General features: G+C 43.8%; 24 protein-coding genes. 19 read left to right on the top strand and 5 right to left on the bottom strand.

Translation table 11 applies throughout. From position 1 onward, the window contains the following. Positions 1-53 precede the first annotated feature (53 nt). From NST45_RS22665 to NST45_RS22655, 3 genes are all read left to right on the top strand, one after another. On the top strand, positions 54-860 hold the full coding sequence (locus NST45_RS22665) for an AAC(3) family N-acetyltransferase (protein WP_052096796.1): 807 nt from the start codon (positions 54-56) through the stop codon (positions 858-860). A 99-nt stretch (positions 861-959) separates the two neighbouring features. After that, positions 960-1892, top strand: a complete 933-nt coding sequence (locus NST45_RS22660) for a manganese-dependent inorganic pyrophosphatase (RefSeq protein WP_036680844.1) — start codon at positions 960-962, stop codon at positions 1890-1892. 204 nt (positions 1893-2096) lie between these two features. After that, complete coding sequence (locus NST45_RS22655; protein WP_038568887.1) at positions 2097-3203, top strand: Glu/Leu/Phe/Val dehydrogenase; 1107 nt, start codon at positions 2097-2099, stop codon at positions 3201-3203. A 134-nt stretch (positions 3204-3337) separates the two neighbouring features. Here NST45_RS22655 and NST45_RS22650 read toward each other — a convergent pair whose 3' ends face one another. Next, entirely contained in the window at positions 3338-3997 is a 660-nt protein-coding gene (locus NST45_RS22650) for a peptidylprolyl isomerase (RefSeq protein ID WP_051491160.1), read from the bottom strand. A 210-nt stretch (positions 3998-4207) separates the two neighbouring features. Between NST45_RS22650 and NST45_RS22645 the strand changes: the two genes are divergently transcribed. After that, entirely contained in the window at positions 4208-5434 is a 1227-nt protein-coding gene (locus tag NST45_RS22645) for an MFS transporter (RefSeq protein WP_036680852.1), read from the top strand. Between the two features lie 86 nt (positions 5435-5520). On the opposite strand, the gene NST45_RS22640 is transcribed toward NST45_RS22645, so the two are convergent. Continuing rightward, positions 5521-5925 carry a hypothetical protein gene (locus NST45_RS22640; protein WP_051490926.1) on the bottom strand — a complete coding sequence of 135 codons (405 nt, stop codon included), beginning with the start codon at positions 5923-5925 and terminating at the stop codon, positions 5521-5523. Positions 5926-6182: 257 nt separating this feature from the next. Here NST45_RS22640 and NST45_RS22635 point away from each other — a divergent pair, with 257 nt between their 5' ends. Together NST45_RS22635 and NST45_RS22630 are read left to right on the top strand one after the other, a co-directional pair. Next, positions 6183-8081 (top strand): sensor histidine kinase, encoded by a 1899-nt coding sequence (locus NST45_RS22635; protein ID WP_036676638.1) that lies wholly within the window; start codon positions 6183-6185, stop codon positions 8079-8081. A 113-nt stretch (positions 8082-8194) separates the two neighbouring features. Next, a complete protein-coding gene (locus NST45_RS22630; RefSeq protein ID WP_244886494.1) occupies positions 8195-10111 on the top strand; it encodes a sensor histidine kinase in 1917 nt (638 codons plus the stop codon). A 10-nt stretch (positions 10112-10121) separates the two neighbouring features. Here the strand turns inward: NST45_RS22630 and NST45_RS22625 are convergent, their stop codons facing one another. Beyond that, positions 10122-10361 (bottom strand): NHLP leader peptide family RiPP precursor, encoded by a 240-nt coding sequence (locus tag NST45_RS22625; protein WP_170914256.1) that lies wholly within the window; start codon positions 10359-10361, stop codon positions 10122-10124. A 94-nt stretch (positions 10362-10455) separates the two neighbouring features. Further along, positions 10456-11391 carry a hypothetical protein gene (locus tag NST45_RS22620; protein ID WP_038568892.1) on the bottom strand — a complete coding sequence of 312 codons (936 nt, stop codon included), beginning with the start codon at positions 11389-11391 and terminating at the stop codon, positions 10456-10458. Positions 11392-11492: 101 nt separating this feature from the next. On the opposite strand from NST45_RS22620, the gene NST45_RS22615 reads away from it, so the two are divergent. Next, positions 11493-11786 carry a hypothetical protein gene (locus tag NST45_RS22615; RefSeq protein WP_036676631.1) on the top strand — a complete coding sequence of 98 codons (294 nt, stop codon included), beginning with the start codon at positions 11493-11495 and terminating at the stop codon, positions 11784-11786. A 53-nt stretch (positions 11787-11839) separates the two neighbouring features. Here the strand turns inward: NST45_RS22615 and NST45_RS22610 are convergent, their stop codons facing one another. Further along, a complete protein-coding gene (locus NST45_RS22610; protein ID WP_036676630.1) occupies positions 11840-13771 on the bottom strand; it encodes a glycoside hydrolase family 20 zincin-like fold domain-containing protein in 1932 nt (643 codons plus the stop codon). Positions 13772-13855: 84 nt separating this feature from the next. On the opposite strand from NST45_RS22610, the gene NST45_RS22605 reads away from it, so the two are divergent. The 12 genes from NST45_RS22605 (at position 13856) to NST45_RS22550 (ending at position 26638) form a co-directional block, all read left to right on the top strand. Continuing rightward, the gene (locus tag NST45_RS22605) at positions 13856-14710 is read left to right on the top strand and encodes a helix-turn-helix domain-containing protein (RefSeq protein WP_076099416.1); all 855 of its coding nucleotides are present in this window, start codon (positions 13856-13858) and stop codon (positions 14708-14710) included. A 318-nt stretch (positions 14711-15028) separates the two neighbouring features. Then, positions 15029-16675, top strand: coding sequence for an ATP-binding protein (locus tag NST45_RS22600; protein WP_036676625.1), 1647 nt, complete (start codon positions 15029-15031; stop codon positions 16673-16675). 23 nt (positions 16676-16698) lie between these two features. Beyond that, positions 16699-17334 carry a response regulator transcription factor gene (locus NST45_RS22595; protein WP_076099415.1) on the top strand — a complete coding sequence of 212 codons (636 nt, stop codon included), beginning with the start codon at positions 16699-16701 and terminating at the stop codon, positions 17332-17334. A 265-nt stretch (positions 17335-17599) separates the two neighbouring features. Continuing rightward, positions 17600-18337, top strand: coding sequence for a Wzz/FepE/Etk N-terminal domain-containing protein (locus NST45_RS22590; protein WP_036676620.1), 738 nt, complete (start codon positions 17600-17602; stop codon positions 18335-18337). Continuing rightward, entirely contained in the window at positions 18321-18962 is a 642-nt protein-coding gene (locus tag NST45_RS22585; protein WP_076099414.1) for a CpsD/CapB family tyrosine-protein kinase, read from the top strand. Before NST45_RS22590 ends, NST45_RS22585 begins: the two co-directional genes overlap by 17 nt. A gap of 149 nt (positions 18963-19111) precedes the next feature. Further along, entirely contained in the window at positions 19112-20002 is an 891-nt protein-coding gene (gene galU, locus NST45_RS22580; protein WP_036676615.1) for a UTP--glucose-1-phosphate uridylyltransferase GalU, read from the top strand. Between the two features lie 30 nt (positions 20003-20032). Continuing rightward, positions 20033-20725: a sugar transferase gene (locus NST45_RS22575; protein WP_036676612.1), complete on the top strand. Its 693-nt coding sequence runs from the start codon at positions 20033-20035 to the stop codon at positions 20723-20725. Between the two features lie 25 nt (positions 20726-20750). Further along, complete coding sequence (locus NST45_RS22570; protein WP_036676610.1) at positions 20751-21686, top strand: glycosyltransferase; 936 nt, start codon at positions 20751-20753, stop codon at positions 21684-21686. 9 nt (positions 21687-21695) lie between these two features. Next, entirely contained in the window at positions 21696-23042 is a 1347-nt protein-coding gene (locus NST45_RS22565; protein WP_036676609.1) for an O-antigen ligase family protein, read from the top strand. Then, the gene (locus NST45_RS22560) at positions 23039-23812 is read left to right on the top strand and encodes a WecB/TagA/CpsF family glycosyltransferase (RefSeq protein WP_036676606.1); all 774 of its coding nucleotides are present in this window, start codon (positions 23039-23041) and stop codon (positions 23810-23812) included. Before NST45_RS22565 ends, NST45_RS22560 begins: the two co-directional genes overlap by 4 nt. After that, positions 23809-25287: an O-antigen ligase family protein gene (locus NST45_RS22555; protein WP_036676604.1), complete on the top strand. Its 1479-nt coding sequence runs from the start codon at positions 23809-23811 to the stop codon at positions 25285-25287. Before NST45_RS22560 ends, NST45_RS22555 begins: the two co-directional genes overlap by 4 nt. Then, positions 25253-26638 (top strand): oligosaccharide flippase family protein, encoded by a 1386-nt coding sequence (locus NST45_RS22550; protein WP_036676601.1) that lies wholly within the window; start codon positions 25253-25255, stop codon positions 26636-26638. Before NST45_RS22555 ends, NST45_RS22550 begins: the two co-directional genes overlap by 35 nt. Positions 26639-26654: the final 16 nt, after the last annotated feature.

The raw sequence follows: 26654 nt of genomic DNA, 5'->3' as shown, positions 1-26654 counted from the left end.
AGTGGATATTAATGTTTCATGAAATTTAATTCATACATAAGGAGAGAGTATAAGTGCACACAACAACAAGCTTGATGAAACAATTACAGGAGTTGGAGATTGATCCACGGGGGACCATTCTAGTTCATTCCTCGTTAAAAAGTGTTGGCGAAGTAGAAGGAGGTGCGAACACGGTGCTGGATGCACTCAGCGAATATATGAAGGACGGGCTGCTTGTTTTGCCAACGCATACATGGGCTTATATTAATGCGGATAATCCACGCTTCTCTGTTCAAGATTCCCCATCTTGTGTTGGGATATTACCGGAGCTGTTCAGAAAACGTCCGGGCGTTGTTCGCTCTTGGCATCCGACTCATTCTGTAGCGGCTTTGGGTGTTGATGCTGAGGCGTTTACTGCAGGGGATGAACGTTGGGATACGCCATGCGCCCGTGGTTCAGTATGGGGCAAGCTGCTTGATCGTAAGGCGGAAATAGTACTGCTGGGCGTCGATCTGCGGCGGAATACGTTCATTCACGGTATTGAAGAGTGGGTGGATATTCCGGGCAGAATGACGGATAGTCATGAGGAATTATATACTGTGACGCCGGGTGGCGATGAAATCATGGTGCCTTCTCGCAGACATTGTGGTCTCTCTTGGTCGGAGCATTTTTGGAAAGTGGAACGCGAGCTTGAGGAAGGCGGTGCCATGCGTAAGGGGAATTTCGGGGATGCGCTAGTTAGAGTGTGTGGAACAGTAGAAACGACGGATATTTTAAGCCTGATGCTAAAAGAGAATCCTGATCTTTTCTCCGATAATGAACCGCTGCATGGTGAGTCCAAACCAGATCCGCTTCCAAAGACCAGACGTGAACAACCATAGGTGGGAGAGGCTAAACCAATTTTTCAGCCCGCACAATCTGGAAGCCGCTATCAATGTATGGTATATTAATCTCACTAAAACATAGTAAGGAGATTGGAAATGGAAAAAACATTGGTCTTTGGACACAAAAATCCGGATACGGATACTATTTGTTCGGCAATTGCTTATGCAGCACTCAAAAAAGAATTAGGCTGGGATGCTGAGCCAGTTCGTCTGGGAGACGTTAGTGGTGAAACGCAATTTGCGCTTGATCATTTCGGAGTAGAGGCTCCTCGTCTGGTAGAGAACGTAGCTGGAGAAGCTAATCAGGTTATTCTTGTTGACCATAATGAACGCCAACAAAGTGCGAATGACATTGATCGAGTGCGTGTAGTTGAAGTTATCGACCATCACCGGATCGCTAATTTTGAGACTGCACATCCGTTATACTATCGTGCTGAGCCAGTAGGCTGTACTGCTACTATACTTAACAAAATGTATAAAGAAAACGGTGTAGCTATCCCTAAAGACATCGCCGGATTGATGTTGTCTGCAATCATTTCTGATTCCTTGCTGTTTAAATCTCCAACCTGCACCGCTGAAGATGTAGCGGCAGCGCGCGAATTGGCTGAAATTGCTGGTGTAAATGCAGAAAGCTACGGCCTTGATATGCTGAAGGCTGGTGCTGATCTTAGCGACAAGAGTATCGCTCAACTGATCTCCTTGGATGCTAAGGAATTCAAAATGGGTGAATACAAAGTAGAAATCGCCCAAGTGAACGCGGTTGACGTTAATGATGTACTCTCCAAGCAGGCTGAACTGGAAACTGCACTGACTTCCATTATTGCTGAAAAAGAATTGGATCTGTTCCTGTTCGTAGTTACAGATATCCTCAACAACGATTCGGTGGGTCTGGCTCTGGGCCGTGTTGCAGGTGCAGTAGAACAGGCGTACAACGTGAAGCTTGATGACAATAAAGCCCTTCTTAAAGGTGTAGTATCCCGTAAATCACAAATCGTACCGGTACTTACAGAGACGATTGCTAAACTGTAAAGCATTTTGACAGTTGTCTATGAGAGTAGATTGGATAAAAAGAGCTCATGCCCCATCAGTAGTTAAGATGGTGACATGAGTTCTTTTTGTTTTACGGCGTATTCTGCTACAATATTTTGGGAGGGGATCCAACTGATCCTCTTCTAATTGCATGAACTTTGAACCAGCATGAGGAATATGACAAAGGGATAGGGGATATTGGAGATGGAATTGTTTGCAGCATTGGAACGGGACGACTACGAGGAATTATTATTTTGTCAGGATAAGGCATCGGGATTAAAGGCGATCATCGCGATTCATGACACGACACTGGGACCAGCACTGGGTGGAACACGGATGTGGACCTACGCTACGGAAGAGGAAGCTATTGTTGATGCGCTTCGATTAGCAAAAGGGATGACCTATAAAAATGCAGTATCCGGCCTGAATTTGGGTGGTGGGAAAACAGTAATCATTGGAGATCCCAAGAAGGATAAAAATGAAGCCATGTTCCGTGCTTTCGGAAGATACATACAAGGTTTAAATGGACGGTACATAACTGCTGAAGATGTAGGGACTACGGAAGAGGACATGAACATTATTTATCAAGAGACAGATTATGTTACTGGCACCTCACCTACGTACGGTTCTTCGGGCAATCCGTCACCAGCAACGGCTTACGGTGTTTACCAAGGAATGAAGGCAGCCGCTAAAGCCGCCTTTGGCAGTGATTCGCTCGAAGGGAAGACAGTAGCTGTTCAAGGTGTGGGGAACGTGGCCTTTACACTGTGCAAACATCTTCATGAAGAAGGAGCACAGCTTATCGTAACGGACATCCATAAACCAGCCGTTCAACGTGCAGTAGAGGCCTATGGCGCTAAGGCTGTAGATCCAGGCGATATCATCAGTGTAGATTGTGATATTTATGCTCCTTGCGCTCTTGGAGCGACAATTAACGACGAATCCTTACGGGTAATCAAGGCGAAAGTGATTGCAGGAGCTGCTAATAATCAGCTGAAGGATTCCTCGCATGGTGATGCACTTCATGAGATGGGGATTGTATATGCTCCAGATTACGTGATTAATGCAGGTGGCGTCATTAATATTGCGGACGAGCTGAACGGCTATAATAAGGAACGTGCCTTTAAGCAGGTGGCGAAGATTTACGATAATATTACCCGCGTAATGGAAATTTCCCGTTTGAACGGAATACCTACTTATGCCGCTGCGAACCAGCTTGCAGAGGACCGGATAGCGCTATTAAGAAATAGCCGCAGCACCTTCCTGCGTAATGGTCAACATGCACTTACCAGAAGATCGCTGCGGGGATAAGCTGTAAAAAAACTCGGCAAGCTCCATCCGATTACAACTTCGGAGGGACTGCCGAGTTTTTTATGTTCTTTTATTTCTACAAGAAACGTTTATCCTCTTTCGAGGACGGTAACGTCGCTTCTGCTTATTCCTAATTACTGAACCTTTTGGGGTTCTGGGTAAGTGACGCCGAAGGTGTCGACCGTCACCTTTTTCATTACTGGTGGCTCATCTGGACGATCAGAACCGTCACGAGGCAGGCTCACAATTCTTTTTACAGCTTCGATACCTTCGGTTACTTTACCAAAAGCGGCGTAGCTTCCATCTAGACTAGGGTAAGCTGCATCCATAATAAAGAACTGGGAACCGGCAGAGTCAGGAGCCTGTGATCTTGCCATGGATAGAACACCTTCTGTATGCAGAAGGTTATTGGTGAACCCGTTGCCAGAGAATTCTCCGGCGATACTGTAACCCGGGCCTCCCATACCTGTGCCATCAGGGTCGCCGCCTTGAATCATGAAGTCAGGAATTACTCTATGGAATATAGTGTTATCATAAAATCCTTTTTGAATAAGTGAGATGAAATTGTTTACGGTGTTAGGGGCAACCTCAGGGTATAGCTCAGCTTGGATGATATCCCCGTCTTCCATTTCAATGGTTACTAAGGGATGACTTGCCGTAGCTGAAGGAACGCCTTCAGTTGGGGCTGCACCTTCCCCAGGTGCTGATCCGCTGCTTCCATTATTACTGCTTGCATTGTTATTGTTTGGCTTGTTACCGCAACCTGCCGCAATAACCATGACCAGGCATAACATGATCAGAAGAATAGCGGATTTTGTTCGTGTAGACTTCACTAAATAATCTCTCCTTTTTATTGAATAATCTCGTAGGTACTTCCCATAATACCTCCTTTGTCCTATTACATGCAAAGGTCAGTTATGACTTCTGGGATTGGCACATCTTAAAAAGAAGTTTACAATGGTAGGATGTTTCCAAAGAGAACATCGAGAAAGGATGTGCATAGGATGCTCTTTTCGTGGAAGCGGAATTTGATCGTGCTTTGGATAGGGGTTTTCTTTTGTAGTACAGCTTATTCGATCTCGATTCCCTTCCTTTCCATTTTTTTGAGCGACGAACTTGGGGTTTCAAATCATTTGGAGATTTGGTCAGGGGTTAGTTTTGGAATAACCTTTCTTGCCAGCGCTTTAATCTCTCCCTATTGGGGTTCGCTAGCCGACAAGTATGGTCGGAAACCGATGCTTATTCGCTCGGGTTTTAGTCTGGCAGCTTTATACCTTATTAATTATTTTGTACATGATCCTTATGTTTTTTTGATTGTGCGTGTGCTGCAAGGACTGCTTGCCGGTTTTGTTCCAGCAGCTATTGCAATGGTAGCTACCAATACCCCTGAGCATAAGACGGGGTACGCTTTAAGTATTATGTCTACAGCCGGAGCTACAGGTAGTATTATTGGGCCATTAATCGGCGGTGTAGTGAGCTATTATACCAGCAACCGGATTGCTTTTTTATTCTCGGCGGGTATTGTACTTATCTCAGCGCTCATTGCTACTTTTTTTGCAAAAGAGGAGAACTTCGACCGTTCGGCTCCAAGGTCACATGTAAGTGATGATATCAGGGAAGCGAGAAGTAACCGAGCCTTTATTACTTTGCTCTCGCTGGCGGGAATCAGTACCTTCTCCGTTATGATTCTGGAACCGTTAATCCCAATTTATCTACTGGACATGGGGATCTCCAAAAATAGTGCCTCGCTAAGCTCGGGAATAGTGTTCTCTGCTGTGGGGATTGCTACGGTGCTGATGGCTCCGCAGTGGGGCAGAATCGGTAGCCGAAAGGGCTTTGGGATGATCTTATTTATTGGACTGATCGGGGGCGGCATCGGTAATATACTACAGTTTTTTGTTTCGGGCTATGTAGAGTTCGCTATCCTTCGCTTTGCTTACGGCTTGTTCTATGCAGGTGTGCTGCCGTCAGTGAATGCCATGATTGTACAAGTAATTGAGCCGGGATTCCGTGGACGGGCCTTTGGCCTGAATCAGGCGGCATCTCAGCTTGCGACGATGGCTGGACCGATTATCGGCGGCTTATTGGGCGCGGTTATTCCAATTCGCTGGGTGTTTGTAATCAATGGAGTGATGCTGCTGGTAGCAGCGATATTGGTTAAGACCCGCAAGCTGGAAGCGCAAATCGCCGCTGCTCGTCCCGCAGAACAGCCAACAACGATGCAGGGCTAACTGCTAACTCAATGAGCATGTTGTTATTTAGAAACAACATAAAGCCGCCGGGCTCATAGCCCGGCGGCTTTATTCATATTAAGCTGCTATTCTCCCTGCGAACCGTTCAAAACGTCTGTTCCCGGCATAACATCCACTGGCGGGGAGGCAGGGTCAATAATGGAATTTGGATATACATCGTCTGCATCTGGAACATCCTCTAGCGGCTGATCTTCTTCTTCCATCTCCAAGAGTTCCTCATCCTTAGTATAATCCGTATCATCTAGGGTTAATCCTGCGGTTTCAGCGGCTAGATATGCATCGGATTCCACCAACTCATCTCTTTCGATCACATCCTTAGGTGAGTTTAAACCAATATCTGCTGCCAAGTATTTATCGCCAACCAAGACAGGATCTGCGTCATCATCAACAATATCCTCTTCATCCATATCAGCTTGTATATAACGTTCATATTCAAAGTCAGCTTCAGTTTTATTTGGTGAACTATCCATAGCCGTTCACTCCTTTTTTATGATAAAATTTGAACTTCCTATGTTTATCTTTACCCGTTTGACCATGATCGAATCGCTGATCCAATAAATGGGTATGTCTATATTGGATTAGTAAAAAATGGGTGAAAGCAAAAGCCGATGAAAAACGTCCTTTTTCGAGAAAATTTACAAGAATAGGCAGGGATAGTGCGAAGCTTGTCGAAATTAAGAAGCATATATGAACGTTTAAACAACTAATGAATTACTGAGGTGCTACGATGAAGTTGCCAAAGCCCAATATAGCGGCTGCTTTTTTATTAATTCTACTGCTGACCGCTATGGTCCCTTTTGGTACGGCGATAGTGAGTGCTGAATCATCAGACTCTACGCTGCCCAATTGGGAGATTAAATTTGAACGTATAGAAGTAGATCATATTGAAGAAGCTGTGGCAGCTCTTGATGAAGAATGGACTCGTGTTATGCCTCATGGGAAAAGCCCAGAGACTCCAAGTGGGGCAACCTCAGCCTGGCTGCGGTTTACTTTACCACAAATTGGTGATAAATCTGCGTTATTCATAGATAAAGTATATGGAAATAATGTTAAGGCTTATTTAAATAACGAATTAATATATGATTCCGGAAAAGATTTTAATTTCAATGGCAGTAAGGTTTTCATTCCTCTGTCCAAAAGTGTTGGAGGACAACAGCTATATTTATGGACCCATGGTGGCAGCAAAGACTTAGGGATCCACGGCGAAATAAGAGTAGGCCAATACGATGAGCTGTTATCTGTTTATGTAAAGCAGGGCTTAATGGATCTGATCATTGGAACGACGCTTATTTTTATTGCGATTGTACTGCTGATTTGCTCGCTATTCATGAGAAAAGGTTATTTTTCCGGCGGATTTCTATTGGTGCTGATTATTTTATCCATTGGCGTGTTAGTGGTAACGTATTCATCGTTCCTGCCGACAATCCTAGGCGATTATGGAGAGATTGTACTTGTTTTCTTTGATGTAGCATTATATACGCTTCTGCCCTCCTTTACATTTTATTTTGAAAAAATATTTGGTCCAGGAAAAAAGAAAATCGTTACCCGATTCCGCAAGTTTCAAATTGTCTATTCTATATTCTGTTTTTCTCTAATGGTTGTTAATATCCTTTTGTCATATCAGTTGGATGACTTTTATAGATTGATGACTACGAGTGTGCTGGGTATCCTTATGATTGTGCAATTTATATTGTTGATCAGCTTAGCGTTTATTCATGCGAATCGTGGGAATGTAGATGCTGTTGTTTTTACTACAGGGTTCTCAATATTTGCTTTCATGTCTCTTAGCGAACTGGTCATGTTCTATGTATCGGGCCAATCCTATCAATTATATTGGTGGAAATGGGGAGTGGTGATTTTCGTAATTGCCTTAATCGTCATTCTGGGAAGAAGGTTTACTAGAAACCATGAACAGCTTATTGAATATTCCCATCAGCTTGAGAAGTTCAATAATGATTTGCAGCGCTCGGAGAAGATGGAGATTATTAGTGAGCTGGCAGCTTCGGTTGCGCATGAAGTACGGAATCCATTGCAGGTTACCCGAGGGTTTCTGCAGATTCTTGGGGAGCGTTCAGATCAAAAGGAGCGGGAATATCTGCAAATGGCGGTTACAGAACTGGATCGAGCTACGCTCATTATTACAGACTTCCTAACCTTCGCTAAACCAGGACTTGAAACCGTAGAGCAGCTTGATGTGTCCGAAGAGTTGAGGCATGTGACGGGTATTCTTTCTCCGTTAGCGAATCTGCAAGGGGGCGTCATTGAACTTAACCTGCAGCCAGGACTTTACGTTACTGGATCATCTGCCAAGTTCAAGCAAGCGTTTATCAACATTCTCAAAAATAGTATTGAAGCTTTAAAGGACAATGGGCTGATTAAAGTCACAGCCTGGAAGTCTGGAAAACATATAATAATCAGTGTTCATGATAATGGGGAAGGGATGAACCGGAATGAGCTGGCTCGGTTAGGGGAACCTTATTACTCCAATAAGACCAAAGGAACGGGGCTTGGACTGATGGTAACCTTTCGGATTATTGAGGCGATGGAGGGATGCACTGAGTTTCGCAGTGAGAAAGGGGAAGGGACTGAAATTATAGTAAAAATACCAGAACTTAGAAGAATTTAGAAGTAATTTATGATAATTCCGTTTTTTAGAAGGAAAGAGTGAGGGGCTGAGCGAAGTAGTACAGACAGAATATTGTTTCTGATACTTACTTCTGAGGTGCATATATGCGCTTGATGATTAAAGTCCTACATATAGCAATAGCCCTTACTCTCCTTCTGATAGGATATAGTTCAATTGTTGTATCAGCAGCGACCCCATATCCATCCCAAGAAATTACCAGTTGGCAGATGAGATGGGGCGATGGAAGCGAAAACAGCGGCGTAGTGGTTCCTCAGAATAATGACCAGCAGTATTGGATAAATGTGAATGCTACGAAGGAAATCCCACATCTGCCATCAGGCGTATCCACTTCTTGGACTCGTATTTCCATACCTAACTTTAGTTATATCTCCCCTTCAATCTACATTGATACTTTATATGCTCTTCATGTGAAGGTGTATGTGAACGACCGTTTAATCTTCGAGGAAGATCGTAATTATATTAAGGATAACTATTCTTTGTTGTTGCCTTTGAGTCAAAGCGATAGTGGGAAAACATTATACATTTGGACTGAAACGCTGCAGGATAGAATCGGAATTAAAAATGAAGTAGTGATCGGTGAACACAACCTGTTAATCAATGATTATATTAAAAATGGACTCAGCGATGTGATTTTGGGCTGTGCTTTTTTTCTTGTGGCTATCGTTCTATTTATAAGTTCTCTCTACATTAATAGGGACTATTTTTCCAGTGTGGCTTCACTAGCCGTTGTAATAGGTTCAACCGGAATTCTCTCGATAACCTATTCTCCTTTTATTTATACCTTTTACAGCAATTTGGGCGCGATTAGTAATGTGTTTCTTGATTTGGCTTTATTCTCACTTTTACCGGCGCTTACTCTTTTATTTGAAAAAATATTTGGCAGTGGAAAATATGCGATCGTCCGTCGTTTTCGTCAATTTCAAGTCATTTACTCCTCATTTTGTTTGCTATGTCTTTTGATCAATTTTCTATCGAATAATAGCTATATTGAGTTTTATTATTTTGTATCCACCACTATTATCGGGTTCATCCTCATCCTTCAGTTCATCTTGCTTATCGTATGTGTGATTATATTTTCGCTTAAAGGGAATAGGGACGCTATCATTTTTGCCATTGGCTTTGGAACGGCTGCATTTACTGTAGTGTCAGAGTTACTGTGGTATTACATTCATAAGGGGAACTATGATTTATTCTTGTGGAAGTGGGGCATTGTTGCCTTCATAATCTCCTTGATCGTAATTCTGGAGCGAAGACTAGCCTATAGCCATCAACAGGTTGTTAACTATTCTAAAGAATTAGAGCGTTTTAACAACGAATTGCAGCGTTCAGAAAAAATGGAAATTATTAGCGAGCTTGCTGCATCTGTTGCTCATGAAGTGCGGAATCCACTCCAGGTAACTAGGGGTTTCCTTCAGCTGCTTAGCGAGAAATCCGTTGGTGAAGAGGAAATATTTATGTCGATGGCCCTTAGTGAGCTGGATCGTGCTTCCGGGATCATTACGGATTTCTTAACCTTCGCAAAACCGGAATTTGAGACGATTTCCAGTCTGAATTTGTATAATGAATTTAAGCATATTGAGAGTATTATGCAGCCGCTTTGTCATTTAAATGGAGGAAAAATGATTCTTGATGTATCGGGCGAATTATGGGTGAAGGGGAATTCCTCGAAGTTTAAGCAAGCCTTCATCAACATTATCAAAAATAGCATTGAATCTTTCCGTGACGAAGGATTTATCTATATGTCGGTGTATGCGGAAGAGGAGAACGTAATTATTCATATCAAAGACAACGGGGAAGGGATGGACGCGGATGTCCTGCACCGATTGGGAGAGCCTTATTTCACTAAAAAGAATAAAGGCACAGGTCTTGGATTAATGGTCACTTTCCGTATCATCGAAGCTATGCAAGGTAAAGTGAAATTCACAAGCAAAAAAGGAGTGGGAACCGAATCCATCACCATACTGCCATTGGCAGAAGCTCCGGATGATTCTCACTCCTTAGGGGGTTAATCTTGTTGTCTTACCACGAACCGCGTGGTGCTGCGGTTGCCTTCAATACATCGGATGTAGGACTTGGTGGAATTACAAGATAGAATTCGTTGGAGCCTTCTTCAACGGCTTTCAAGGTAACGCTGTCGGGAATGATTACGCCTAGTGCTTCTTGGAGAGCCGCTTTTGGGTCTGAGAGTAGTCTTTTCTTGAAACTTGGATCTTCCCATGCCTTTTGAATGACTTGATTTCTAAGAATTGCTTCTGACATAATAATCACCCTTCCCAAATTGTATATATTTACCTTTAATAATATAACATAGCAAAACTACTAATACTATTCTTTTTATTACAAAATAATAGAATTAATGGACATTTTTTGACAACCAATGATATAATCCTCCGTTTAGCAAGAGCTGCTTGTCCGCTTCGATGGAATCAGAGATCTGTTGTAAGTTACTTACTAGCATGGAATGGAACGCGATAAGATGAGGGACATTAAGGTCGGAAGCTGTAACTTTGTTATGTGTGTCGTGTGCTAATTCCGTATAGGTATGTAGACCATTTGCAGTGAATAGATAAAATTCGACCTCTTGTGAAGTGAGTTTAGCTGCACTGCTGTTTGGCAGATGTTTGCGAGTTAGGGAGAGAAGACAATTATAGTTGCCCGCGGATAAATCTTCTTTCCAGTCCTCATAGTCATCCAGCATTTGCAGTGTAAGCAAAACCGAATGGATAAGTTCTTCAGCTTGCGGCACTAAATCACTCTTTCCAGACATCAGAAGGGCAGCGGTGCTGGATAGCTTGAGCGGACTGGCTTTATAGGAAATTTTGACCCGATCATTAAGGAAATAGTCACTGGTATTTTCGTTGCTAACACTATCTGCCCACTCCATGATATAACGATTAAATAAGATCCAGAAAGCAGATGGCTCCGGAAATAGTATCCGGTAGATATTTAAAAATTCGACATAAAGCAAATTCGCCAAGGGTAATTTTTCGTATGCGGAGGATTCTTGGCTGTCCATCAGGTCATCCTGTATGAAGAAATACAACATAAAAAAGACGTTGCCCATCGACATCTGGCGAGTAACCTCTGCAGAGATTCCGCATCCCTTCTGCAGCCAAAAGGGTAAAAGATAACATATGTAGTTTTTGTGGCTTTCAGCGTTAAATACGTTAAAATGCTCAAGATAGGACATGCCTTGTTGATTTAGAGGTTCTGGAAATTCAGAAATAATCCGTCTGCTTTCTTGGAATACCAAGCGCAGTTCATCTTCGTAGTCATTTAGCCAATCCATAACAACCCTCCTATAAAATTTTTACGAAAATGGTTCTTTTGCCCTGATTATAGCTTTCTCTTTATTCCATTACAACTAAAATTTAGGAGGTATTAGCAGATATGGAATGGTATACTTTCGGCCAGATGCTTATGGCTATTCGAATGGGTCAAAAGGCGGAAACACCGGATGGCCGCATGGTTATGCGTACTTCCACGGGACTTTTTTGGATAAACGGAATCTTGAAGGGAAAAGTGGTAGAAATCAAAGACTATCTGTTCTCTGACCTATGGCGAATCTATGAGGATGAGGAAAGCCAGCAGGAGGGAATTGGCAGGGAACAACACGAGCAACGTGAGCGGGAGATGCTTGAGAATCAATATGAAGAGCTGCGTTGGGCGAACCGAAAGCGTTAGTTCAACGTTCGATTACCCAACAGCAGCTATATAGTGAATATTAATAAGAAGGATTAGGAACTTACGGATGCGGAGAGTTCTGATTTCAATGCTTCATATTGACTACGCAGGCGTTGAAGTTTCGAGATACTTTGCTCCAAGCCGCCGAGCCGGTTGCGTTCCGTCCACAAGAGACGATATTGGTGAAGGAGTACATCAAGGTCATTGATTTGCTTCGTAATCAGCGCAGGATCAAGCGAATCTGGTGCTGATGTCAACTGTAGCTTGATTCTGCCCAGCTGCACAGCATGCTTCACAAAATGGATGCCATTACTCAGTTCTTTCAGCACAAGAGCAGCATCTTCACATTGAAGATCTAACCCCGATAGCCGCGCCTCAATGGAGAGCAGATATTCTTCGAGATGATTGAAGTGTTCCTCAGTAAGCTTCTCTATGATTAGGAAATTGTCCAGATGGGTACGCAGCAGCAGGGACATTTCTGCATCATTTGAACGGTTGATACTGGATTCAAGCTGATAGTAATTGCCGAGATCCAGGAGCAGCTGGCCAATTCCCTCAGAACGATCTGCAAAAATAAATCTATTTAAATACTGTGCAGTATCTGCTTCCAGATTATGATCTACACTCCAGGATAGGGCTGCGCCGTAGGCGAAGCCGGCATAGCTGACCGGCAGATGCTGCCAGTGTCCAAAATCTCCCCAATCCGTAATGAGATAACCAATAGCGCCGTTGTTTTTGCCATGAATAGCTGCACTGCGCAGATTGGCTAACATATTGTCTGTGCGTCCTGTAATGGAGTTCCATGAGCTGGTGCCTGGGCAGACATAAAAAGGAATACCTGCTTCACGGAATTTGAGCGTATCGGACTCGAAGGGATGCTCAGCGCTATAACCCCATTCCATAGCAATAATATCCTTAGGAAGCTGAGGAATCAGTTCGGGATGCTGGATAATGATATCGCCCCAGAATTGCATCGTTTTGCCACGTTTTGTAACCAACTCATAAATCTTTTGTAGGAATGATAAATAGAGTTGACCTTTGCCTTGAGTTTCTGCCAGAGCTTTATTTTTACCAAGACCGAGTTCATAGGTCTCATCGCAGCCTACATTAAACTGATTGGAGCTAAAGTAAGGTAGCAGATCGTCAAACATTTTGTCTAGCAGAGGTAGTACAGCAGGATCTTCGGTATCAAAAGTACCAGGGTGCATAAATAAGCCTTCTGGATAAACGTCCTGCGCATACAAATTCTTCGGAAGCATAAAGCCTTCGGGAATTTCAGCTAAAGCGTTGAATTCTGGACGAGAGAGCCAGCCCTCCATATGCCCAAAGCTGTTCTGATTGGGAACAAGCTCTATATAACGTGCTTTGCAATAGGCATCCAGAAGCAGGATTTCCTCTCCGGTAATTGGGGTTTCAAGCTCCCAGACTTGAGGGAAGGATTCATAAGCGAACGGAGCACCTTCTATATATAGCTGAAGTTCATTCATCTTCAAATCAGCCATAAGGTCAATGATCCGGTACAAGGTTTCTTGCTTCGGGATTTTATTGCGGCTGATATCTATGAGCAGGCCTCTGGCTCCAAAATCAGGTTCATCGCGAATATGCAGCTGAGGTATAGATTTGCCACTTTGTTCTATGATTTGTTTCAGGGTTGCTGCTGCGTAGAAGGCGCCTACAGGAGAGCTATAGGAGACAACGATACCCTTCTGATCGACAACAATCTCATATGCCTGTGCAGACAATAATGGCACATAGTTAAAGTTACAGACAGATACAACGGTTGGACGTAAGCCAATGGATAAAGTCAGCTGCAGATTCAATGCTTGTGCAATCACTTCCTGTAGTTTTCGTGCAGCTGGCATGGCAGATTGTTCTTCCATATTAGGAAGCACGATGCTTCCGCTTGTTGGGAAATGGAAGGAGCCTTGTGACAATGTGATTTCACGCGGATTAGGGAAAAGCAGTAGTGTAGAATGATTAAGCATAGCGTGGACACCTCTTATTCATGTAGAATATGATCATCTTCACAATAACCTTATCACTACTAAACAAGGGGAGGAATGCCTATAATGTCCAAGCACATGGATTATATGATCAGTCCATATCCAATAAGAATTATTGATCCGAAGGTTGAATCCTCCAAGCTGAAGCTCAAGAATATAAGGGTGGGACAGGCAGGTCATCTGCCAGGAAGAACGTTATTCCGTTCAGGTGTAGTTTTTGAGCACTGGGCCATTGTTTACATAGTGTCAGGTAGTGGCTCCTACATGGAGATTGGGGGAAAAGAGCAGCAGGTGCGTGAAGGCAGCTTATACTTTTTTCGCCCAGGTTACAGTTATAACTTTGGTCCACCACCGGGAGGCAGCTGGGATGAGTATTATATTAACTTTAATGGCACGCGTGTATCCGAATGGCTGGAATCGGGCCTCATAGCCGGGGGAAATGTTTTTCAAGCCCAATCTATAGTAGGTCTTACTACCTTATTTGAAGAAGTGCTGGAACGGATGGAGAGCGGAGAACCTGTGGATGCGGATCGGGCAGCATTATTGCTCGAAAGAATGCTGCTGGAGTGTTCTTTTATAATAGAAGAAAAAAGTTGGAATTCTCAGGCTGATTATATGCGTCAGATTCGGGAAGACCTGAACTTATGCATTTATGGTGAAATGGACCTAGAACAAATAGCGGCAAAACATCATGTTTCGATGTCTACACTTCGTCGTCTTGTTCGACGCAGCAGTGGATACCCGCTTCATGAATATATTCACCGTCTAAAAATGGCGGAAGCCAAAAAGTTGCTTTTTAACACCTCATTACAAATTAAGGGAATTTCTAGTATGCTTCATTATAATGATCCGTTCTATTTTTCTCGTTTATTTAAAAAATATATGGGGATCGCACCCCAGCTTTGCCGGAATAACATTTAAATCGACATCCTCCTACTAGAGTCCCAACAGTAATTGTTATAATTTGTATAATTGTTGTCGTTTTATAAGATATGTTGAAAAATATGGATTAATATTACATAAATGTGTTAGTTCTTATTAACTATAGTGGATAAAATTCCAAATTTTAGTGATAAAACCTACTAAAAAAATAATAAATTTTTTGTAACTATTTTTCAAATGGAAGCGCAAACATGGGAAATGTCAACTTGTTATTGTGATTTTTCTCATGTATGATGCTTTTATCGAGCACAGTACAATCTCGCATTTTCCAAAAAAACTGGAGAATAGGGTGGTGGGATGAAAATCAAACCAACTGCAGAAGACAAACTGATTGCGTATTACAGGTATTTTTCATTGTCCCTCACATCACTCATGTATCTTCTAGATAAGACGGGACCTTCCATAATTTATAAATCACTTATTATTGCTATACTTGTTGTGTTTGCACAAACGTTCTCATTTTGTTATCGAAGGCTACGCAGCAGACCAAAGACTCTCGTCCTGGCTGTTAGTATAGAGATGGTGGGAATTATCGCATTGACCTTGTTTACGGGTGGGTACGAAAGCTCTTTTAGGCTCTATGTGCTTAATCCTGTATTGATTGCTGCAGGCTCATTGTCCATTTATTTTGGATGGTCGTTGCTCTTAAGCTATATCAGTATTTTTGCGGTGCTCTGTTATTTTTTTATCAATTCTGCGAACAGAAATTTTTTAGAAATTGTATTTATAAATGGGAATCTGTTTCTAACACTGGTACTTACGGTTATAATAATGCAGATCGTTAATCGGATGAAGCGGCAACGTGAAGAATCGAATGCTCGCACGAAAGAGACGATGGAGCATATCAAATCCCTGTACCATATCGTGGAAACCTCAAGCCAACATGATTTCATGAATATCGGTCAAGTGATCACCGATTATGTTGTTAAGCTAACGAAGCTAGATAAGGCTTTGTTTTGGTTCGCCAAGAAAAGCGGAGAACCAGCTCCGCAGAGCAGGCAGACCGGCTGGCAGCAGGAAGAGGAACAGTTCCTATTCTCAGAACTGGGAAAACATGAGCATGAATGGAGATTGCAGCGAGAGCCTATTTTTAGAAATCTGCCGGGATTAGGCGATTTCCTGCTGATGCCTGTACGGATGAGCACCCGTTTTGTAGGGATGATTGGACTCAAGCTGGAGTCTACAGAGGGGCTGGAAGGCCGCAGATGGTATATTCAACAATTGATATTCTTATCTGAGCTAAGTGCGAATATTCTTGAAAGACATGAGCTTGGTGTGATCGAGAACCGGTTGATCATCACGAACGAACAGAACCGGATTGCGGATGAAATGCACGACAGTGTGTCGCAGAGCCTTTTTGGTATTGTGTATGCGACGCATTCGCTGAAGGAATCGTGGAAGAGAATGTCTGATCATGAGCTAGAAGAACAAATTGAGCTTATTCATGACTCTGCAACAAAGGTTGCCAAAGAACTGCGGATCACGATCTACAGTCTTAGCTCCAAGAAGAGTGGAGGTCCTACTTGGTTGGGCATGGTAAGATCACATTTGAAGAGCTTATCCAGATTAAATGATGTTGATATTGATTTAAAAATAACGGGCGATGATTTCAGTCTCCCTTATCCTTACCACAAGGCGCTTTTTCGGATTATCTCCGAAGCCACGGGTAATGCCATCAGGCATGGTGCTGCCAGTCGAGTGGATGTAGAACTGTCTCTGAAGCCGACTTGGATTCGATTATTGATTTGTGATAATGGTGTTGGTTTTGATACTGATTTGTTATGGATTGAATCTGAAGATAGTGTAAGCGGACTTGGCATGAAGAATATGCAATATTTGACCCAGTCGCTCGGTGGCGACTTTCAGTTGTCCAGTAATGAGAGCACAGGAACAAGAATTATGATTTCGATTCCTGTCGGTGTAGCTGAATTAAAGAATGCATAAACTTTAGGCGGGAGGTCGTTTCTGTGAAAATCGTCATTGTTGATGATCATCCTTTAGTTAGAAGAGGACTGGCATCTGTCATTTCGATGCAACCGAATGTGCAGTTTGCGGGTGAGGCGACGAATGGCCAAGAAGCGCTTCTTGTGATTGAGGAGACGCAGCCTGATCTCGTATTGATTGATCTTAAGCTAGCAGATGAATCGGGATTGGATGTCATCAAGACAGCGCGTGCTCGTGGTATCGTTAGTAAGTTCATTCTGTTGACGTCATCTGCAAGCAGAGAGGATTTCCTGAAGGCTGAAGAAGTACTGGTAGATGGATATGTACTGAAAGAGGCGTTGCCCGAGGAGTTACTGTTTGCTATCCAATTGGTGCACAAGGGAAGAAAGTATTATGATCCTGGTCTGATGGAAGATAAAATGCGCATGAGTGGAAACAGCCCAACGGATGAATTAACACCCAAAGAAAAGGAAGTCCTGATCGAGCTGGGACAGGGCGCCTGCAACAGAGAAATTGCTTCACGTCTTTTCATTAGTGAATTTACGGTGAAGAAGCATGTCAGTCAGATTTTAGCTAAATTACAGGTGGCTGATCGTACTCAGGCAGCGCTTTATGCAAATGCTGTCGGATTAACCAAATATGAAATGTCTTACGAGTGAAAATTGAAATAATTCGTAAGCATAGTACATGAACACGGACAGGTTGTCCGTGTTTTTTTGTGCGTTAAAACCTAAATTTGCCCTCGATATGGCACTAAAGTATACCTAATCCCCCTCTTAAGAGGTATAACGTCTTACTCCAAAGTGAAGAGGAAAGTGATGGTATGAGCCATGTGGCGAATGGTGTGGATTGATAGAATTAAAGCAACAACTGAAACTTTCATGAATGCTTTCAGAATGTAATTTTAGCGGAAGGAGGGTTACTGTGGAAAAGACGATTCTGGATTACATTAACCTGATTAAAAAAAGGTTTTGGCTCATCATGGTGTTCGTTTTGATCTCCTGTGCTACGACTTACTATGTTAGCAAAAACTTCGTTGAACCCGTCTATTCCGCTTCCGGACAGCTGCTTGTCAACAACATTGCCAAAGCTCCCGAGAGCAACAATCTTAACGATTTGAGCTTTAGCCTGAATTTAATTGAGAGTTACAAGGAAATTATGAAATCACCGACCATCATGAAAAGCGTAATAGAAAATCACCCGGAGTTTGGTCTCACGGCCGATGAACTAAGCCAGAAGCTTGAGATTAAAACTTCAGAGAAGAGTCAGGTGATCAACCTCAATGTTCAGGATGAAAGCTACACTAAAGCTGCCGGGATCGTAAATGCGGTATCGCAGACATTCATTCGTGAATTGCCATCGCTGATGAGGGTAGACAATGTTACCTTGCTGACACCGGCCGATCCGACTGATGTTCCAGGGCCCTCGAACGGCGGGTTTGCGATGAATCTCATCATCAGCTTTGTTGTATCACTTATGGCTGCCCTAGGAATTATTTTGCTGATGGAAACACTTAACGGCACATTAAGGTCTGAAAAGGAAGCGGAATATGACCTTGGTCTTCCGGTAATTGCTTCGATCGCAACCATTCGTAAACGTGATTTAGGTAAGGCGGCAGGCAACACCAGAGTGAAGGAGGGTGCTTATGTTGCGGCTAAATAAGAGTCTGGTTACAGACGTTAATCCATTCTCGCATATCTCCGAATCGTTCCGATCACTGCGCACATATATACGTCAGCTTGGACTAGCACAGGGCGGCGGAGGAAAAGTGCTGCTCTTTACGTCAGCAGAAGCTGGAGCAGGCAAGACGACAATATTGTCGAATCTCGCGGTCTCTTTCGTCCAGGATGGCAAGAAGGTAGCGGTGGTTGACTGCAATCTGAGACATCCCGGTCTTCATACCGTGTTTGAAGTAGAGGGGAGTGACGGGCTTGCGGCTTATTTAAGTGGGCAAGAGGAAGCAGATAACATCGCTGTCCTCGGAAACTTAGCCAATCTTTCAGTCATCCCGGCGGGAAAAACTCATGTTAGTCCGCCGGATTTGCTAGGCAACCCCAAAATGACCGCTTTGCTTGAGGAACTAAAAGAAAACTACGATCTGATCCTGCTGGATTCTCCTTCGGCAGTCGATTTCAGTGATGCTCGTATATTGGCACCTCAAGCGGACGGCGTGATTCTGGTGGCCAGATATGGAAAGTCCAAACGGGAATCGATTCGCAAAGCGAAGACGCTGCTTGAACAGACCGGCTCTAATCTAATCGGAATTGCCATGAACCAGGCGAAGTAAATGTTTATGCTTTCGAAGTGTTTTTTGCTCGAAGTGAAATCATTGAAGCTAATGCTCACAAAACTTAAGTTTATGCTTTCGAAGTGAGTTTTGTACGAAGTGAAATCTTTGAAGCTAATGCTCACAAAACTTTTAGGAGGTAAAGTGCGATGAAAAAGGTGAAAAAAGTAATCATACCCGCGGCAGGACTAGGTACGCGCTTTCTTCCTGCAACGAAAGCCATGCCTAAAGAAATGCTTCCGATTATCAATAAACCAACCATTCAATACATTGTTGAGGAAGCTATTGCTTCCGGTATTGAAGATATCATCATTGTTACTGGTAAAGGTAAAAGAGCCATTGAAGATCATTTTGACAATGCGTTTGAGCTGGAGTCTAGGCTTCTGGAAGATGGAAAGCTGGATCTGCTTAAAGAGGTTCAGCGTTCAGCCAAGGTAGAAATTCACTATATCCGCCAGAAAGAACCAAAGGGTCTGGGGCATGCGGTATGGTGTGCAAGACGGTTTATCGGAGACGAGCCATTCGGTGTCATGTTAGGCGATGATATCGTCACAGGAGCCGTACCTTGCCTTAAGCAGCTGATTGATCAATATGAAGAAACACAAAACTCGGTTATCGGAGTTCAAGAAATTCCTGATGAATTCACGAATCGCTACGGTATTATTGAACCGGATTTGCAGGACGGTAAATTGTATCGGGTTAACAATTTTGTAGAGAAGCCGCCACTAGGTACGGCACCTTCCAATCTGGCGATCATGGGTCGTTATGTGTTTACTCCGAAGATCTTTAAGTATCTCGATTTAATGGAAGAAGGCGCCGGCGGAGAGATCCAGTTGACAGATGCCATTCAGAAGCTGAATCAGAGTGAACGGGTATATGCCTATAATTTTGACGGAACAAGATATGATGTCGGCGAGCGGCTTGGATATATTTTGACAACACTTGAATTTGCACTGCAAAGCGAAGATTTGCGCTATCCGGTGATGGATGCAATGTCGGAATGGCTGAATAAAATGGGACAAACCAGCTTGAGTAGTTAAGTTGAGTTCGCAAAATTTTAGATGAGGAGGATGAGCATGCAAAAACTGCCGGAAGACTACGAGGCGGTCCTGCCGAAAATTTACATGCTGCATACCGATGAGAGAAGGAAAGAAGCAGAGTCCTATTTGATAATGAAACGGATGATCGATATCTTTTTTTCCGCTCTTGGTCTTCTCGTGTTAATGCCATTATTTGTTGTCGTGGCGATTCTGATCAAGCTGGAGGATCCGAAAGGAAAGGTGTTCTTTCGGCAAAACCGGGTTGGGAAGAATGAAAAGCAATTCCCGATGTATAAGTTCAGATCCATGGTTAGTAACGCTGAGGAGTTAAAAGAAAACCTGATGGCCTATAACGAAGTGAGCGGTGCCATGTTCAAGATTAAGAACGATCCGCGGATCACACAGATAGGGAGATTCCTGCGCAAGACGAGCATCGATGAGCTACCTCAGCTGTGGAATGTGCTGATAGGTCAAATGAGTTTGGTTGGTCCTCGTCCTCCGCTGCCAGAAGAGGTGGCTCAGTATACGGAATATGACAAACAGCGTTTGACGGTTACACCAGGCTGTACCGGATATTGGCAAGTGAATGCCCGAAACAGTGTCGGCTTCGACGAAATGGTACAGCTGGACTTAACCTACATCCATATTCGGAGCACCATGCTGGATCTAAAAATCATTGCTAAAACCGGACTGATGTTACTCGGTTCAAAAGATGCTTATTAATAATGTGGAAATTAGGTGAATGCCGATGCGTGAATACGGAGACGTTCCTAAGCTTTCCATTATCATCTGTACCTACAACAGAGCACCTTTATTGATCAAGACGCTTCAGTCACTTTTAAAGCTGGATCACTTAGAGCAGGCGGAGATCATTGTTGTGGATAACTGTTCCAAGGATGATACTGAAGCTTGCGTCAAAAAGTTTATAGGAAAGCATGGAGCTGATGTAGATATCCGCTACATGATGGAGCCGATGCAGGGGCTTTCAGCGGCTAGAAATACAGGAATTCTGGCTTCCAAATCGCCGCTGATTGCCTTTCTCGATGATGATGCGATACCTTGCCAGCGTTGGATAACAACGATTGTCAGTACTTTCGAGAGTAAACCGGAGGTCATGGCTATGGGAGGCAAAATCGCTCCGATATTTGAAAGTAAACGTCCGGACTGGTTGATTAAACCCTTTGAGCTTCCGTACACGATTGTTGATTTAGGTAGCCGGATTAAGGAATATCCCAAGCAACTTCATCCTTGTGGGGCCAATATGGCGATGCGGAAGCTCGTATTCGACATCAGTCTTTTTCCCCTGGATCTCGGAAGAAAGGGTGATTCTCTGCTCTCCGGTGAAGAGACCTGGTTATTCGGACAGATTCAAAAAGAAGGGCATTCCATCCTCTACCATCCGGAAATGGCGGTTGACCATTTCGTTCCGGCGGCCCGCTTGACGGAAGACTGGATTATGAGGCGCTATTATAGCCAAGGTATCTCTAACGCTATGAAAAGCGAAGGACTAAAAGGCAAGCTGCTTCTAGTGGGAAAGACAGCCGCTAAGCTCGTGTATATCCTGGCTGATTCTATCCTCTCAAGAAGCAAAGGAAGAAGGCTTTTGAACAAATGCAGGCTGGAGAGTATTCGTGGAACGCTTCATATGATTCTCAATCGGGAGAGGCATTCCGCAGCGGGGTGAGGGATTAACATGACAAATTTTGAGTGGGGCTCCAAATTAAATGTTTTGCCATACGGGATGCTCTATCTCATGTCGGCCCTGTTCTTTGGAACGGCGGTCATCTACCAGCCGATGATTGCGATAGCTGCCGTGCTTCTGATTATTTTGCTGGGAATCTCGATTTCACGGCCTGAACTGATCAGTTATTTCGTTCTAATCACAACGGCAATATCGATTAACTTTTTATATGATGGCAGCATGTTCGGAATGGAGATACTGTCCCTTTATAAATTGGTTATCGTGATGCTGCTTGTTCCTTGTATTCTGGTCAATGGCTTGCGGTTTCGTCTGAGTCACCCCTTGTGGGCAATGGTGGCGCTGCTGGTGATTACCTTTGGATCTTCGATCTGGCTGCCGGAAATGACCTCATCCATTGCAGTTAAAGCTTTTATCGGTCTATCCATTCCATTCGTATTTTTATTAATCAACTGGAAAAAGAATGTAGCCGAGCTGCAAATCAAAATTATCTGTATGCTTCCTCTTGTTAGTGTAGTGGTTGGTTTGTTGCTGCAGCTTGCGCATGTTCATAATTTTCTCAACATCGAGTATACAGGCGCTGTACGGATTCAGGGGGCTAATATTCCTGCGCATCTAGCGATGCTGGCCTTTATGGGAGTAGCGATTCCATTTATTGAGGTGAAGCGGAATCCGCAGCAAGCACGCTTTTTCTATATCATGTTAGTTCTGAATTTCTTTATCTTGATTGGAACAGGAACAAGAGGGCCTATCTTGGCACTTGGACTTACCGTTCTCTACTACTTCTATGATATTCTTCGCCAATATTTGAAGGGCAGAACCTATCTGCTAATTCCGTTGATGGGTGCATTTTTCCTGATTATGGTCGCTGTTTTCTGGCAGCTTGATAATTTTGAGAAACGTTCCTTTGAGAGACAGACAGATACGGCTGTTGATTTATCAGGAAGGTCGGAGGCATGGGAGTATTTCTTAAATAAGGCTGCGGACTCTCCTTGGTCTGGTAGAGGGCTTGGAGCAGTGACGGTAGCAAATGATGGAACGTTGTATAAGGGTTTTGTAGTTCCGCACAACGAGTATATCCGCTTTTACTTCGATGGGGGATATATTGGCGCTATTCTGTTGATGTTCTCTTTATTGGCTGTATTTATTCTGGTGTACAGAGCATTGGCTCCGCCGATCAAACCTTATTATCTATTATTTATTGCAGCGTTTTTAATCTACTCATTCTCCGATAACACGCTGTCGACGGTCCAATTTATTATTCCGTTCTGTTGGTACCTGAACTGCCTGTATCGATCTTCACAGCCAACCGATTCCCCACAAAAAGAAGTGATACGATGAGTCAAGTGAATATGTTCGATGTCAATTTTGATAACTATGATTTCATGGATTTGCTTGATTACATTGATAAAACCATTCAGGAGAGGAATCAGTCTTATATTCTCACTTGTAATGTAGATCATGTGATCAAGCTTCGTAAGGATAAAGAATTTCAAACGGTATATTCGAAGGCAGGCGCAGTTGTTGCTGACGGAATGCCACTGATCTGGGCATCCAAAATGCTAGGTAAGCCGCTTAAGCAGAAGGTATCCGGCGCGGATCTATTTAATCGATTGGGCAACGCCTTTGAGCAAAGGAAGTACCGGCTGTTCTTCTTAGGCTCAGCTGAAGGCGTGGCGGAACGGGCAGCAATGAATTTGAAAACAGCGCATCCCGGAATAAATGTGGTTGGCTGTTATTCTCCATCCTATGGATTCGAGCACAATGAGGAGGAGAATGAACGCATTATAGAAATGCTGACAGAGTGCCAGCCAGATATCGTATTTGTTGGTGTAGGAGCGCCTAAGCAGGAAAAGTGGATTTATCGCCACTATACCTCTTATCAAGCTCCGATATCGATCGGAGTGGGAGCGACCTTTGATTTTCTGTCAGGCTCAGTGAAACGAGCACCTAGCTTCATGCAAAAAACAGGGTTCGAATGGTTCTGGCGGCTTAGCCAGGAGCCCGGCCGGCTCTGGAAAAGATATCTTGTGGACGATGCACAATTTCTACTTTTATTACTTAAGGAACTGCGTAAGCGGGATAAGGTGAAGGAAGGAGGCTTGGAATGAGTGTATTTACGCCCCCATCACTTAGGTTCATCAAGACAGCTGGATTAATAGGGGGGACTGCTGCTGTAGGTGTCTCTCTTCCGCTGATCATTGGCTTCTCCAGTGCGATGCTGAGTTCATCGAACAGTCTGCAGGGAGCCATTCTCTCAGCCATCCTATTCCCGGCTTTCTTGTTAGCCATACTTAGACCGAAAATGCTGGTTGCTTATACCTTGCTAATCTGGGCCGTAGCTCCAGAGCTGCGCCGCATTGCTGACTGGTCAGAAGGAGTTTATCACTCTGTATCCTTGCTGAGCTTAGCTCCCTTGTTAACCGGTGTAACCTTGATCATTCCGCTGCTGAAGGAGATTCATAATATTCAAAAAGCCTCCACGCGGATCATGTTAATGTTCGCAGTTGCGCTGGGTTATGGTGCTTTAATCGGTTTGGCTAAGAATGGCATGGGCTCAGTTTATGACTTAGCGAATTATATTGTGCCACTGCTGTTATTGCCGTACTTTGCCGTCACGAAGTTCAAGCCGAAGGATATCGATCGATTGCTTACTGCTTTTGCCAATATTGCAGTCCTAGTTGCCATTTACGGGATTGTTCAGTATTTGACAGTGCCACCTTGGGATGTGTTCTGGATGAAACATGCGGACATGATGTCCATCGGAAATCCATATCCATTGGAAATCCGAGTGTTCTCTACGCTGAATTCGCCCGGACCGGCAGCAACATTCTTAGCGTTTGCTTTAGTTCCGATGATACTGGAGAAAAAATGGCGGGGAACATTGCGCTGGATCGGCGTTCTGCTAGTTGTAATTTGCCTGCTGACTACTTTAGTACGTGCGGCATGGCTGATACTTCTGGTGATGCTGCTCATGTACATTGGAACCTCTCCTTCTAAGGGAAAGTGGAAAACCTTGATCCAATTAGTTTTTGTGGCTGCTGCGTTGTTCTGGGTTGTGCCGAAATTGCCTGGCGCCGAAGGACTGGTTGCTCGGGTAGAGACACTATCTTCTGTTCAGGAAGATCACTCTTATAATGAACGGCTAAGCTTATGGCAAAACATGCTGCCGATGGTCGCTGCCAATCCAGTAGGTCAGGGAATTGGTAGTGTAGGCCAAGGGACTAAGCTTGGTAATGACGGCGAGCTTGGAGAGTACGGAATTATGGATAACGGAGTTATCGCTTTACTGCTTACCTTTGGTGTTCTGGGTGCTGTTTTCTTCTTCGGAGCTTTAGGCGCAGTTGTCAAACAGATATTCGCTAGAGTAATCAGCAGGGACCAATTGCAGCCCTACGCCCGACTTGCGTTAGCTACTTGGACCGGTGCGATTGTCAGTCTAGTTTCAGATAATGGGTTTCCCGGACTCAAGGGATACTTAATCTGGATGCTGATCGGTCTTGGCCTCAGCGCAAGGGAGATTACTCAAAGTAGAAGGAAGGGAACACCGTATGCAGCAGTTGAATGCAAAATCTCTCCCCGCTAGAACAATCTGGTCATCTTTTAGACTGTTCGCCAAGAGCAAGGACAACAGCTCGGCAGCCGTAAAAACTATGTTTGTCAGTGTCATGATCCTATTGATTAACATGTTAACTGGTGTACTGACCGCCCGTTATCTTGGACCGACAGGTCGTGGGGAACAGACGGCGATGATTAACTGGTCACAGTTTCTGGCGTTTAGCATGAGCTTTGGCATTCCTTCAGCTCTCATCTATAACGCTAAGAAAAACCCGGAGGATGCCGGAGTGCTTTATCGTATGGCGTTGCTGCTTGGTACCATTTTTGGGGTCATAGCGATGATTATAGGTATCGTGGTCTTGCCTTATTGGCTGAAGTCATTCAGTCCGGAGGTCGTGACCTTTGCTCAGTGGTCTATGATTCTGTGTCCGATTATAGCGATCTCTCAAATTAACAATGCAGCTTTTCAATTCAGAGGAGAATACAAGAGATTTAATTGGATTCGCTATCTAGTGCCATTGCTTACACTGACGATGATCGGGATATTGATCGCGCTGGATCAGATGAATCCTTTTACAACTGCAGTTGCCTATCTCCTTCCGGGGGCGCCGCTGTTTATCGGAATGACGATTTCCTTGCTTCGCACCTATAAGGTGAAGATGAGAGGGGCCTATCAGAATTTAAAAAGATTGTTCACTTACGGGCTGGGTTCCTACGGCAATGACTTGCTTGGCAATTTCTCTACCTATATCGATCAGATTGTAATTGCCGGTTTGTTAAGACCTGCTGATTTGGGGCTGTATGTAGTGGCTGTGAGTCTATCGCGGATGGTTAATTTTTTCTCAAGTTCGATTACGATCGTCTTGTTTCCTAAGGCTTCTGAGCTGTCAAAAGAACAGGCAGTTGAGTTAACATTCAAAGCCTTTCGAATAAGTACGACCTTCACCATGCTTGGCGGAGTAGTTCTGATGCTCTTAGCCCCTTTAGTAATTCCGTTGATGTACGGCAAAGACTTCAATGCGGCATTAACCGTGTTTCGTTTGTTGCTCCTTGAAGTGACTATTAGCGGGGGGACGATCATTCTGGCGCAGGCCTTTATGGCGCTAGGCAAGCCGAAAATTGTTTCGATGCTTCAAGGTTTTGGCTTACTCTTGGTTATCCCAATGTTGTTCCTGCTCATCCCTAAATTTGGCTTACTCGGAGCAGGGATAGCGATGTTGTCATCAGCAATCCTGCGATTTTTCTTCATTGTTCTCAATATAAAGTACACCTTAAAAGTTAAACTTCCGCGGCTGCTTATTACCCGCGAGGACATTCAGTGGATGAAGACGACGATGAATTCTTACATTCGCAAGAAACCTATGGATATGAATGGATAATGCGAAAGATAAAGGA

It is taken from the genome of Paenibacillus sp. FSL R7-0163 (assembly GCF_037969975.1).
GTDB lineage: Bacteria > Bacillota > Bacilli > Paenibacillales > Paenibacillaceae > Paenibacillus_AQ > Paenibacillus_AQ odorifer.
This window is presented reverse-complemented; position numbering and strand designations above follow the sequence as displayed.